This window comes from Cellvibrio fontiphilus (genome assembly GCF_042646205.1).
GTDB lineage: Bacteria > Pseudomonadota > Gammaproteobacteria > Pseudomonadales > Cellvibrionaceae > Cellvibrio > Cellvibrio fontiphilus_A.
Genome location: NZ_JBHRTF010000001.1, coordinates 1 through 12,429, shown reverse-complemented (window position 1 = coordinate 12,429; position 12,429 = coordinate 1). Strand labels below are relative to the sequence as shown.

The 12,429-nt window shown below is 47.2% G+C and carries 8 protein-coding genes, 6 tRNA genes, 3 rRNA genes and 1 pseudogene; 2 read left to right on the top strand and 16 right to left on the bottom strand.

The genetic code is table 11. From position 1 onward, the window contains the following. Positions 1 to 12 precede the first annotated feature (12 nt). Entirely contained in the window at positions 13 to 1,203 is a 1,191-nt protein-coding gene (locus ACFODX_RS00090; RefSeq protein ID WP_378114816.1) for an ATP-binding protein, read from the top strand. Between the two features lie 56 nt (positions 1,204 to 1,259). Then, positions 1,260 to 1,796 (top strand): response regulator transcription factor, encoded by a 537-nt coding sequence (locus tag ACFODX_RS00085; protein WP_378114814.1) that lies wholly within the window; start codon positions 1,260 to 1,262, stop codon positions 1,794 to 1,796. Here ACFODX_RS00085 and rimI read toward each other — a convergent pair. The 16 genes and pseudogenes from rimI to ACFODX_RS00005 all read right to left on the bottom strand — a co-directional run. Further along, positions 1,793 to 2,269 (bottom strand): ribosomal protein S18-alanine N-acetyltransferase, encoded by a 477-nt coding sequence (gene rimI / locus ACFODX_RS00080; RefSeq protein WP_378114812.1) that lies wholly within the window; start codon positions 2,267 to 2,269, stop codon positions 1,793 to 1,795. The two genes, ACFODX_RS00085 and rimI, sit on opposite strands and share 4 nt — an antisense overlap. Before the next feature lie 11 nt (positions 2,270 to 2,280). Further along, positions 2,281 to 3,060 (bottom strand): hypothetical protein, encoded by a 780-nt coding sequence (locus tag ACFODX_RS00075; protein ID WP_378114810.1) that lies wholly within the window; start codon positions 3,058 to 3,060, stop codon positions 2,281 to 2,283. A gap of 123 nt (positions 3,061 to 3,183) precedes the next feature. Next, a pseudogene (locus ACFODX_RS00070) lies at positions 3,184 to 3,369 on the bottom strand (GTP-binding protein); the annotation flags it as partial. A 77-nt stretch (positions 3,370 to 3,446) separates the two neighbouring features. After that, a tRNA-Thr gene (locus ACFODX_RS00065) sits at positions 3,447 to 3,522 on the bottom strand. 16 nt (positions 3,523 to 3,538) lie between these two features. Then, positions 3,539 to 3,612: transfer RNA gene (locus ACFODX_RS00060), tRNA-Gly, on the bottom strand. A gap of 59 nt (positions 3,613 to 3,671) precedes the next feature. After that, positions 3,672 to 3,755, bottom strand: a tRNA-Tyr gene (locus ACFODX_RS00055). 93 nt (positions 3,756 to 3,848) lie between these two features. After that, positions 3,849 to 3,924: transfer RNA gene (locus tag ACFODX_RS00050), tRNA-Thr, on the bottom strand. A 45-nt stretch (positions 3,925 to 3,969) separates the two neighbouring features. Further along, positions 3,970 to 4,680 carry a hypothetical protein gene (locus ACFODX_RS00045; protein ID WP_378114808.1) on the bottom strand — a complete coding sequence of 237 codons (711 nt, stop codon included), beginning with the start codon at positions 4,678 to 4,680 and terminating at the stop codon, positions 3,970 to 3,972. Between the two features lie 16 nt (positions 4,681 to 4,696). After that, positions 4,697 to 5,440, bottom strand: coding sequence for a type III pantothenate kinase (locus tag ACFODX_RS00040; RefSeq protein ID WP_378114806.1), 744 nt, complete (start codon positions 5,438 to 5,440; stop codon positions 4,697 to 4,699). Beyond that, the gene (gene birA / locus ACFODX_RS00035; RefSeq protein ID WP_378114804.1) at positions 5,430 to 6,422 is read right to left on the bottom strand and encodes a bifunctional biotin--[acetyl-CoA-carboxylase] ligase/biotin operon repressor BirA; all 993 of its coding nucleotides are present in this window, start codon (positions 6,420 to 6,422) and stop codon (positions 5,430 to 5,432) included. Before birA ends, ACFODX_RS00040 begins: the two co-directional genes overlap by 11 nt. Beyond that, positions 6,419 to 7,516, bottom strand: coding sequence for an alanine racemase (alr, locus tag ACFODX_RS00030; RefSeq protein ID WP_378114802.1), 1,098 nt, complete (start codon positions 7,514 to 7,516; stop codon positions 6,419 to 6,421). Before alr ends, birA begins: the two co-directional genes overlap by 4 nt. Positions 7,517 to 7,667: 151 nt before the next feature. Continuing rightward, positions 7,668 to 7,783, bottom strand: a 5S ribosomal RNA gene (rrf, locus tag ACFODX_RS00025). Between the two features lie 184 nt (positions 7,784 to 7,967). After that, positions 7,968 to 10,854 (bottom strand): 23S ribosomal RNA (locus ACFODX_RS00020). A gap of 245 nt (positions 10,855 to 11,099) precedes the next feature. Continuing rightward, positions 11,100 to 11,175 (bottom strand) — tRNA-Ala (locus ACFODX_RS00015). A gap of 112 nt (positions 11,176 to 11,287) precedes the next feature. Continuing rightward, positions 11,288 to 11,364, bottom strand: a tRNA-Ile gene (locus ACFODX_RS00010). Between the two features lie 161 nt (positions 11,365 to 11,525). Beyond that, a 16S ribosomal RNA gene (locus ACFODX_RS00005) occupies positions 11,526 to 12,429 on the bottom strand; the annotation flags it as partial.

The following is a 12,429-nucleotide window of genomic DNA, read 5'->3' as shown; positions in this document are numbered from 1 at the left end:
GTTTGTTTAGGTGTGTCAGCACTGTTTTGTCTTTGGCAAGACGCGATGAATTTGCCCTTTAAAGAAATACTCATCGCGCTGGTGATATTAACGGTGGTGAATCTGCTCACTTTTGTTCGCTTGCGCCAGCAACTACCCGTCACTGAGCTGGAGTTTTTTATTCAATTACTCATTGATCTGCTGTGTTTAAGCAGTGTGTTTTATTTCAGTGGCGGGGCAAACAATCCTTTTGTTTCTTATTTTCTGGTACCCATCTGTATTTCTGCTGCCACCTTAAATTACGGTTACACACTCGCCATCACCCTGCTAAGTGTTATCAGCTACAGCCTACTCATGTTTTTTAATGTTCCTCTGCCAGCCTTATCACCCCATCAACATCACGCCGAGAGTGGTTTAAATTTTCATGTGTTAGGTATGTGGCTCAATTTTTTTATCAGTGCTGGGCTGATCACCTATTTTGTTGTCCGAATGGCGCACGATTTACGCCAACAAGAAGCGCGTTTAACGCGCGCGCGGGAAGATCAGCTGCGCGATGAACAAGTCATGGCGGTAGCAACCTTGGCAGCAGGTACAGCCCACGAGCTTGGCACACCACTATCCAGCATGAAATTATTATTGAAAGAATTGAGTGATGAATACCAAACCCATTCATCACTGCAGCAGGATTTGCAACTATTACAACAACAGGTCGATCACTGCTCAGCGATTTTACGCAACTTGGTAGCGACAGCGGAGCAAACTAAAGACGGCACCACTCAAGCTGAAACGGTGAAAGTTTACTGCAATCAGATTCTCAATCACTGGCAACTATTACGCCCTGAAGTAATCGCCGTGATTGAAATAAAGGGAACAGACGAAACCCAAAAGTGCCACTATCACCCCACTATTGCGCAGGCCATTTTAAATTTGCTCAACAATGCCGCCGATGCTAGTTCGCACAATATTCAGGTAAAAATCACTTGGGACGCCCACCATCTCTATTGGACGATTACCGATGAAGGCCCGGGAATTCATGACGACATTGCTGTGCGTGCAGGAAAAACATTTGTATCAAACAAACATCAAGGAATGGGAATTGGTTTACTACTGACCCAAGCAACGATTAATCGTTATGGTGGCGAAGTTAGACTCTACAATCGTAAACCACTGGGCGCAGTCACCGAATTAAGCTTGCCGCTAAACTCCAGCGACATCAATACATAATTCAACCAGCTCAAATAATTAATCAGCGATCAATAGTTATCAATTGGGTAGGCATCATGAATAAACAGCGGGATTTTTTAATTGTCGATGATGACCCAACCTTCGCCGGACTTTTACTGCGCGCGCTAGAGCGACGCCAACTGAGCGGAGAAATAGCGCACAGTGCGGCCGATTCACTGCAACTGAGCGAGCAATTTTTATTTGCGCGCGCCATTATTGATTTGAAGCTTGGTGCGGATTCAGGTCTGCAACTCATTCGCGAACTTAAGTTGCGACAGCCAGACATTGCAGTGCTGATGCTTACAGGCTACTCCAGTATCTCGACCGCCGTAGAAGCCGTGAAATCAGGTGCGATTAATTATTTATGTAAACCTGCCGATGCGGATGAAATACTGGCGGCGTTTGGAAAAGATCAGAAGATCACAGCCACTGACATGGACTACACACCCATATCAGTTGATCGTTTGGAGTGGGAACATATTCAGCGAGTACTACAAGAAAATAATGGCAACATATCGGCAACTGCGCGGGCGCTTAACATGCATCGGCGCACACTACAGCGCAAGCTGCAAAAGCGCCCAGTTAAACATTAAAGCTGTAACGCCATTAGCAAGGCATCCTCGCGACCGTTCAGCGTAGGGTAGTAGTTTTTACGATTACCTAATTCAAAAAAACCCATCTTGGCGTAGAGGTCAATAGCTTTTTGATTGGATACTCGCACTTCCAAAAACAGCATATCCGCTTTACCTGTTATGGAGGTTAAGGCGAACTCTAGTAAACACTGAGCAATCCCCTTACGCTGAAAAGCTGGAGCAACCGCCAAGTTTAATAATTCCGCATCACCGCCACCATGAGCAAACACTACATAACCAACCAAAACATTATTCGCTTCTGCCAACCAACATTTCTGGCGCCCTTTCAAACAATCTTCAAAACTGGACTGCCTCCAAGGGTGAGAATGCGCACTGCGTTCAAGATTCATAACCGTCGCAATATCGTCGGATGATAATTCACGCAAATGTAAAACCAAACCGGAGTAGGTAGTTAAGCAAATAGATGTCGTCATCAGCGCAATACCTACGTCACAGTTGCCCAAAAACGCGCTTTGAGTTCAGGCTGTTGTAACAACTCAATCAAACTCGGTGTAACCCAAGCGACAAGTGTTTGTGTCGAAGAATGAGTAACAACACTGCGTTGCTGCCAGTAGCTTTCACTGATAGGTGAATTGTCTTCTAACCAATAGCGCGCAGCGTTATTACCCATCAGCCAAAGCTTTTGTATAGGACGCAGTTCATTTTCAACGGAGAGCCATGTTTGCAGCTCGTTGCGTGCATCATCCTCCGTGCGCGCCACAAAGCGATTCTCCACCATTGGCCAACGCATAACCTCTTCTCGCAAATCCAACTCTTGCGAAGGTAGATAACTAAGCAGGATATTTTTCAGTAACAATTCTGTGGGGAGAGCCAAACTGGAATTACGCGCATCAATAATCAAAAAACCTGTAACTGGCCGCCAAATGCTCAATGAGAATGGATTGAGTTCAGGAGATTTTTTTATTTCCAGTTGCTGAAGGATTGTCTCAGCGTTGACTGTTACCGTCATTTTTTTAACGGGAATGATGTCTGTCAGTATTTCACTAGCGCTAATACTGCTGGACTTCTGAACCGAAATAGGATTTAGATCTAGGGCAGCATCTTGTGATTCAGAGAGTATTGAAGTGGAAATTTCTTGCCCAGGTGCCAAATCCGGCAACAAACAGGCTCTAGATTGTGCCGCAAACGGCAAACACATCCGTGGCATATAATTTTCAATGCCTAATGCGGAGAGATAGGACTGCCGTTGCCACTCGTTAATCATGAAAAACCAACTGTTTTTGTCAGATACATGGAGCTAGATTTAAGAGCGAATCGAATTTCCTGAGATTGCTCAAAGCGAAATGATAATCCATCACAAGATTTTCGGTTTAGATTAGCGTAACNTGGTAATACCGCGCGCCTTTTCTTCAGGTGCGTTATCGATACCATCATAACCAACAAACGCACCACCCCAGCTTTCTGCGCAAACGCGAGTCAGCGCTGCAGTCAGAGTGGTTTTACCGTGGTCAACGTGACCAATGGTGCCCACGTTGACGTGGGGCTTGTTACGTTCAAACTTTTCCTTCGCCATTGCGAGCGCCTCCTCAGACGTAAATAACAATCACACAGATAAAAAAGCTGCGAGAGCTCTACCCTCACAGCATTATTTGGAGCTCATAAGCAGATTTGAACTGCTGACCTCACCCTTACCAAGGGTGTGCTCTACCAACTGAGCTATATGAGCACTAACTTGAACATAGTGGAGCGGGTAGCGGGAATCGAACCCGCGCCATCAGCTTGGAAGGCTGAGGTTCTACCATTGAACCATACCCGCTTTAACGAGATATTGGTCAGACACCAGACTTACCTAACCCCAATGAAATCAAGGTAATTTGGTGCAGGGGGATGGATTCGAACCATCGAAGCTTGCGCGTCAGATTTACAGTCTGATCCCTTTGGCCACTCGGGAACCCCTGCCGAAAACCGCCGGCATTGTCCGGCCCAAACAATTAACTGTCAATCTATTTTTTCAATAAATTCACAGAGTTATGATCAAAAACACTCCAAAACTGGAGCTGGCGAGAGGAATCGAACCCCCGACCGGCTGATTACAAGTCAGCTGCTCTACCTACTGAGCTACGCCAGCTTTTTGACCACCGCTGTTTGTGGAGGCAGAATTCTATTGGAAGAACTACTGAGACGCAACACCAAAACAGTAATTTTTTCTTCTCTCGAGACCTTTTTGCTTTTCCACCAACATCGCCCACACCGAACCGTCTATTTTCTCGGCAGAATCAGCAGAAAGAACAACCCAAGTCTCCTGAATCATTCTAGGCATAATCTTTATTTGAGCATCGTACCCAATACTTTTAATATGCTTGGCATGAGTCTCTGCATCCTCATACAAAGAAAAACGCCCCAGCGAGATACCATTCATCAACTCGCCTTTTGATATGACATGACTTTCAATTTGCTTCCCCTGCAATTCATAAAGCCTATTCAGAGCTTCACGCTCAGAAACCTCTGGATTTAAATAAACCCAGAACAAATCTCCTTCTTTTATCTCCAAAGGAGCTATATGAGCCTTAACACCCAAAGCAGACAGATGCTCTACAGCATATTCAGCCTGAAGCAACTGATCATAGGGGCCTATGATCGAGCAAAGCTCAGTTTTCCGAGTAGCTTTTTCAATCTCATCATCGGCAACAACATGATTCTGCACTGTAGTTTTTTTATTGAGCACCACATCTGGCTTTTCAGACAACAAATGTAGAGCCCGATAATCCGAATCTACAGCCTCACCCTTATTCTTTATATCCTCATGGAGATCGACCGAAAAAAAATATTGTTGCGCAAAGAAAATTATATTGGATGCAAGAATCAGAAAAAAAATTGACCTCATTAATTACTCCAAGGAGTCAGCACTCTCCCATCACATATTTAAGCCCATCCAACACCAAGTCATTGATCAACAATGCTGATGAATAGAAGGGCAACAAGCGAATCGCATCGCCTCCGGTAAATATTAATTCAAACGGCTCATCGCCTATTTTTAGACGCATTTGCTCGATTGCATTATCTACAAAACCACAAAGCATTGATGTGCAACCTCCACAAATCGCCTCAGAAGTGGACAAACCGAAATCCGCACTCAAGTAAAGACCTGTGGAATCTAATTGAATACGGCCTGTGTTATTCAAGAGTGAGCCGACCAGTAAGGACAGACCGGGGCCGATAAAGCCACCAAGATGCCGCCCATCAGCCCCGATAGCATCAACTGTAGCCGCAGTCCCAAAAGAGAAAACAATACAAGCCCCACCCACTCGATGATAAGCAGACAAAATACCAAGCCACCTATCAACACCAAGCGACTCGGGCTCTTTATAGGCATTTGTCACACCACAAATAGTGGCGCTACTTTTGGCAAATAGTGGCTTAAGCGAGAGCCGGTCTTGAACCCAGCGTATTATTTTCGCTTCCTGTTTTTCACTTACAACACTGGCAATCCATACCGCTGTCACTCTTTCAATGTAGGGATTCATGATTGAGTCGAGTTGATCCAATCCCTCATCTGCGAAAAAAAAGCCCGTATTAACTATATTTAAACCATCCCTAATACGCCATTTGGTACGAGTATTGCCCATATCTATTTCAAGATACATTTGAAAATCTCACAGATACCTCGCCGCCGTGAAATACTTTTTCGCAACCTTCTACATCAACCAGCAGAGCACCACTACTATCTACACCTCGCAAAACACCAGTTTGCGTACCATTAGCAGCATGAATGTTAATTTGCTCATTAATATATGCAGCGGCCATTATCCATGACGCTCTATATGCTCTAAAGCCATCTCGTTGATATGTAGATAGGGCAGAAAGCAGATTATCGAGGAGGGAAAACACAATCTGATTGCGACTGATTAGCGGGACTCCCTGCTCAATCGAAATCTCTTTGAGGCTCGTCCAAGGTTGCTCAATCAAATCGCATGAAGCACGGCACATTGAGACATTTAGACCAATCCCAATCACGCACAAACAATCTCCAAGAGGATCACCATTTACTTCTATTAATATACCGCCGAGCTTTTTATCCCGATAAAGAATGTCATTTGGCCACTTCAAGGCCAGATTCTTGAAGCCATAAATCTCAAGAGCCCGCACCACTATTACGCCGACAGCAAGACTCAATCCCTCGATAGAGGCAAGGCCACCATCAAACCGCCAGCCCATAGAGAGATACAAATTCTGGGCAAATGGGCTTACCCAGCCTCTCCCACGTCGGCCACGCCCCGCAGTCTGAGCTTCAGCAAGACAAACTTGGCGATCTGCATTATCTTGTCGCAAAAGATAAGAATTGGTTGAATCTAACTGAGTAAAGACTTTTACATCCAATTTGTTGAGATATTGTTTTTGAATAACAACGCTATCCAGCAGATCCAAACCACCCACTACACAATAGCCGCGCCCTTTAACAGATAAAACCCGAACCCCTAGCGACTCAAACTTTTTCAACGTTTTCCACACAGCTGCCCGGCTAACGCCAAGCAGTGCACCCAACTCCTCACCCGAATGAAACTCTCCATCGGCTAGCAATCTGAGAACCGAGATTAACGGTTCAGACTCAGCCGGAGCGTTGCTCATAGATCTCCACCTACATAAGATCGAGTAAATCTATCACCCAAGCTTGTAAGCACTTCATAGCCCAAGGACTGTCTATTGGCTTGCATTAATCCATCTAATGGCAATTGCTCTCCAATCACCTCAATAGTCGAGTTCATCAATTCTTCTTCAGAGGCCGATACGGAAGAAATATCAAAAATCATCGAATCCATTGATATTCTTCCTGCAACATTTACACGACGTCCATATAAAATCCCGGCGGGCTGCGCCCCTAAAGTTCTATGCAAACCATCAGCATAGCCTCCGCTCACAACTGCGAGCCTTGCCCCCACAGGAAGATTCGCTGTTGCACCATACCCCACTGATTCAGATAAGCTCAGTGTACGAATTTGCCTAATAGGCAAAGCGAGTTTTAACACTTGAGACATAGGGTTTTGCTGCAGAGGCATAGGATTCAAGCCATAAAGAGCCGCACCAGGACGAACAAGATCAAAATGCCAAGACTTGCCCAAAAAAATACCAGAAGAGTTAGCCAGACTAGCGCGAATATGAGGGAGTTTTTCCCTTATTTGTTCAACTGAGATTAAAAATTTATTAAGTTGTTCAGCATTTTTACTATGGTGCTCATCGTCAGCACATGCAAGATGACTCACGATTAAGGCTGGATTGAGTGCGGTTATTTGCTCAATATTAGCACAAAGGCTAGACAGCTCCATGCCATCAATACCAAAGCGATTCATACCGGTATTTATTTTTAAAGCTGGTTGAAAAACTGGGGGGTTATTTTTTTTTAACTTCAACCATTGCTCAATATCAAAACCAGAACAAAGCACTGGAATAATTTGCTGATTATGTAAACCCTCAAGATCTACACCACGCAGGCCTCCAAGCATATAAATTACCGCATCAGGAGGCAAAAAAGATCTCGCGGCTACTGCTTCATCAAATGTAGCCAAAAAAAACTCTCTACAACCGGCAGTATATAAAGCCGTACCTACTTCTTTTGCACCTAATCCATAGGCGTTCGCCTTAATAACAGCAGCAACAGAGGCTCTGGTCATCGACGCGAGTCTAAGCCAATTATTTTGAATAGCACTTAAATCTATTGTTAACACTGGAGCATCTCATGCGTGAATTAAGTAATTATATAAGCAGAGCGGCGCCATAAATACCATCTGCATCATGAGATTTAGCCATACGACTTTAGGCAATAGCAAAATAGAAAAAAGCCCCTGCAGCTATTCTGCAGGGGCTTTGGGTTTAAGAGCTTGACGATGACCTACTCTCACATGGGGAGACCCCACACTACCATCGGCGCTAAGTCGTTTCACTTCTGAGTTCGGAATGGGATCAGGTGGTTCCAACTTGCTATGGTCGTCAAGCAATTCGTGATGAGTTCGAAGGTCTTAGGATGTGTAGTACATCAGCCTTGATTGACTCAAATAGGGCGGCAGAACGTAAAGTTTGCTGTGTTTTTTTGGATGCTTGCGTATCGCACAAGTCCGGTTGCAGATAATTTTTCTCTCTGCATTGAATCGTAAACCGTCTAACAGTCGATTCTGTTATATGGTCAAGCCGCACGAGCAATTAGTATCAGTTAGCTCAACGCTTCGCAGCGCTTCCACACCTGACCTATCAACGTCGTAGTCTTCAACGGCTCTTTAGGGGGCTTAAAGCCCCAGGGAGATCTCATCTTGAAGGAGGCTTCCCGCTTAGATGCTTTCAGCGGTTATCCCGTCCGAACATAGCTACCGGGCAGTGCCATTGGCATGACAACCCGAACACCAGAGGTTCGTTCATTCCGGTCCTCTCGTACTAGGAACAACTCTTCTCAAATCTCCAACGCCCACGGCAGATAGGGACCGAACTGTCTCACGACGTTCTAAACCCAGCTCGCGTACCACTTTAAATGGCGAACAGCCATACCCTTGGGACCGGCTTCAGCCCCAGGATGTGATGAGCCGACATCGAGGTGCCAAACACCGCCGTCGATGTGAACTCTTGGGCGGTATCAGCCTGTTATCCCCGGAGTACCTTTTATCCGTTGAGCGATGGCCCTTCCATACAGAACCACCGGATCACTAAGACCTACTTTCGTACCTGCTCGACATGTCTGTCTCGCAGTCAAGCGTGCTTTTGCCTTTACACTAACCTCATGATTTCCGACCATGATTAGCACACCTTCGTGCTCCTCCGTTACTCTTTGGGAGGAGACCGCCCCAGTCAAACTACCCACCATACACTGTCCGTAACCCCGATAAGGGGCCGACGTTAGAACCTCAAACATACCAGGGTGGTATTTCAAGGACGGCTCCATCGAAACTAGCGTCTCGACTTCAAAGCCTCCCACCTATCCTACACAGATAGGTTCAAAGTTCAGTGCAAAGCTATAGTAAAGGTTCACGGGGTCTTTCCGTCTAGCCGCGGGAACACGGCATCTTAACCGCGATTTCAATTTCACTGAGTCTCGGGTGGAGACAGCGCCCCCATCATTACGCCATTCGTGCAGGTCGGAACTTACCCGACAAGGAATTTCGCTACCTTAGGACCGTTATAGTTACGGCCGCCGTTTACCGGGGCTTCGATCAAGAGCTTCGCTTGCGCTAACCCCATCAATTAACCTTCCGGCACCGGGCAGGCGTCACACCCTATACGTCCACTTACGTGTTTGCAGAGTGCTGTGTTTTTAATAAACAGTTGCAGGGGCCTGGTATCTTCGACTGCCAGTAGCTTACGGAGCAAGTCCTTCACCACCAGCAGTGCACCTTCTCCCGAAGTTACGGTGCCATTTTGCCTAGTTCCTTCACCCGAGTTCTCTCAAGCGCCTTGGTATTCTCTACCTGATCACCTGTGTCGGTTTGGAGTACGGTCTCTTTTTACCTGAAGCTTAGAGGCTTTTCTTGGAAGCATGGCATCAAGCACTTCGTGTTCCGAGGAACACTCGTCATCAGTTCTCAGCCTTAGCATCCCGGATTTACCTAAGACACCAGCCTACGACCTTAAACACGGACAACCAACGCCGTGCTGCTCTAGCCTTCTCCGTCCCCCCATCGCAGTAAAAAGAGGTACAGGAATATTAACCTGTTTCCCATCGACTACGCGTTTCCGCCTCGCCTTAGGGGCCGACTAACCCTGTCCCGATTAGCGTTGGACAGGAACCCTTGATCTTCCGGCGGGGGAGTTTTTCACTCCCCTTATCGTTACTCATGTCAGCATTCGCACTTCTGATACCTCCAGCATGCTTCTCAACACACCTTCGACGGCTTACAGAACGCTCCCCTACCCCACATACAAAGTATGCAGCCGCAGCTTCGGTTGCTAGTTTTAGCCCCGTTACATCTTCCGCGCAGGCCGACTCGACTAGTGAGCTATTACGCTTTCTTTAAAGGGTGGCTGCTTCTAAGCCAACCTCCTAGCTGTCTAAGCCTTCCCACATCGTTTCCCACTTAACTAACATTGGGGACCTTAGCTGGCGGTCTGGGTTGTTGCCCTCTTGACAACGGACGTTAGCACCCGCTGTCTGTCTGCCATGATTGCACTCCTCGGTATTCGTAGTTTGCATGGGTTTGGTAAGTCGGGATGACCCCCTAGCCCAAACAGTGCTCTACCCCCGAGGGTGAGACATGACGCGCTACCTAAATAGCTTTCGGGGAGAACCAGATATCTCCCGGCTTGATTAGCCTTTCACCCCTATCCACACGTCATCCCCAAATTTTTCAACATTTGTGGGTTCGGTCCTCCAGTTAGTGTTACCCAACCTTCAACCTGCACATGGATAGATCGCCGGGTTTCGGGTCTATTGCCAGCGACTAGACGCCCTATTAAGACTCGCTTTCGCTACGGCTCCCCTATACGGTTAACCTTGCCACTGACAATAAGTCGCTGACCCATTATACAAAAGGTACGCAGTCACACCACGAAGGTGCTCCTACTGCTTGTACGCACACGGTTTCAGGATCTATTTCACTCCCCTCACAGGGGTTCTTTTCGCCTTTCCCTCACGGTACTGGTTCACTATCGGTCAGTTGGGAGTATTTAGCCTTGGAGGATGGTCCCCCCATATTCAAACAGGATATCACGTGTCCCGTCCTACTCGTTTTCATGACTAAGGCATTTTCGTGTACGGGGCTATCACCCTGTATCGCGGCACTTTCCAGAGCCTTCCACTAATACCAAAGCCACTTAAGGGCTGGTCCCCTTTCGCTCGCCGCTACTGAGGGAATCTCGGTTGATTTCTTTTCCTCCGGGTACTTAGATGTTTCAGTTCCCCGGGTTCGCCTCCAGCAGCTATGTATTCACTGCAGGATACTTACTAAAGTAAGTGGGTTTCCCCATTCAGAGATCTCGGGATCACAGCTTGTTTGCCAGCTCCCCCGAGCTTATCGCAGGCTCCTACGTCTTTCATCGCCTCCAACTGCCTAGGCATCCACCGTGTGCGCTTAGTCGCTTGACCATATAACACAAGCGACTGCTTTAACGATTTACAACATTGATACGCTCACGATAATAAGCGTATCGCATGAGTATGATTCGCCGGACTTTTGTGTAGAGATACACAAGACATCCATAAATCAGCAATTTATTACTTTACATTCCACCTTGTTAAAGAGCTTCTGGCGTAAAAACCAGTCAGTTGTTTTCTCGATTCATTTCTAAATCCAGACAACAAGTGACTGACTTCTTTAATCAATAAAAGAGTGGTGGAGCTAAACGGGATCGAACCGTTGACCTCCTGCGTGCAAGGCAGGCGCTCTCCCAGCTGAGCTATAGCCCCTTAATCATCACACCATTAAAGGCAAGATTCTTAATTTGACTCAATCGAGGCAAAGTGATGTGAAGTGTGCTTTAGCACATGAGCATCGCTTTAACGAAGAGTGAGGCAAATTTGGTAGGCCTGGGCAGACTCGAACTGCCGACCTCACCCTTATCAGGGGTGCGCTCTAACCAGCTGAGCTACAGGCCTATATCCTGGTCTGTAGACACTAGTTGTCGGCCGCTTACCTTTCCAGTAACTCGCGGCGTCTAGCGACAAGCACTAGGGGACTAGCGACTAACAAATCTTTTATTGATTCCAGTTGATCAAGCAATGCGTGTGAGCACTTACAGACGGGTTGGCATATCGTTTAAGGAGGTGATCCAGCCCCAGGTTCCCCTAGGGCTACCTTGTTACGACTTCACCCCAGTCATGAATCACAAAGTGGTAACCGTCCCCCTTGCGGTTAGACTAGCTACTTCTTTTGCAACCCACTCCCATGGTGTGACGGGCGGTGTGTACAAGGCCCGGGAACGTATTCACCGCAACGTTCTGATTTGCGATTACTAGCGATTCCGACTTCATGGAGTCGAGTTGCAGACTCCAATCCGGACTACGAACGGTTTTACGGGATTAGCTCCACCTCGCGGTTTGGCAACCCTTTGTACCGCCCATTGTAGCACGTGTGTAGCCCAGGTCGTAAGGGCCATGATGACTTGACGTCATCCCCACCTTCCTCCGGTTTGTCACCGGCAGTCTCCTTAGAGTTCCCGCCATTACGCGCTGGCAACTAAGGACAAGGGTTGCGCTCGTTACGGGACTTAACCCAACATCTCACGACACGAGCTGACGACAGCCATGCAGCACCTGTCTCTAGATTCCCGAAGGCACCAATCCATCTCTGGAAAGTTTCTAGGATGTCAAGACCTGGTAAGGTTCTTCGCGTTGCGTCGAATTAAACCACATGCTCCACCGCTTGTGCGGGCCCCCGTCAATTCATTTGAGTTTTAATCTTGCGACCGTACTCCCCAGGCGGTCTACTTAGTGCGTTAGCTGCGCCACTAAGAGCTCAAGGCTCCCAACGGCTAGTAGACATCGTTTACGGCGTGGACTACCAGGGTATCTAATCCTGTTTGCTCCCCACGCTTTCGCACCTCAGTGTCAGTATGAGTCCAGGGTGTCGCCTTCGCCACTGATGTTCCTCCAGATATCTACGCATTTCACCGCTACACCTGGAATTCCACACCCCTCTACCCTACTCTAGCTTGCCAGTTC

Coding starts and splice junctions, on each gene's coding strand:
- ACFODX_RS00040 (WP_378114806.1), bottom strand. CDS start 5,440: ATGTATCTTGAAATAGATATGGGCAATACTCGTACCAAATGGCGTATT.
- ACFODX_RS00085 (WP_378114814.1), top strand. CDS start 1,260: ATGAATAAACAGCGGGATTTTTTAATTGTCGATGATGACCCAACCTTC.
- ACFODX_RS00075 (WP_378114810.1), bottom strand. CDS start 3,060: ATGATTAACGAGTGGCAACGGCAGTCCTATCTCTCCGCATTAGGCATT.
- rimI (WP_378114812.1), bottom strand. CDS start 2,269: ATGACGACATCTATTTGCTTAACTACCTACTCCGGTTTGGTTTTACAT.
- birA (WP_378114804.1), bottom strand. CDS start 6,422: ATGAGCAACGCTCCGGCTGAGTCTGAACCGTTAATCTCGGTTCTCAGA.
- ACFODX_RS00045 (WP_378114808.1), bottom strand. CDS start 4,680: ATGAGGTCAATTTTTTTTCTGATTCTTGCATCCAATATAATTTTCTTT.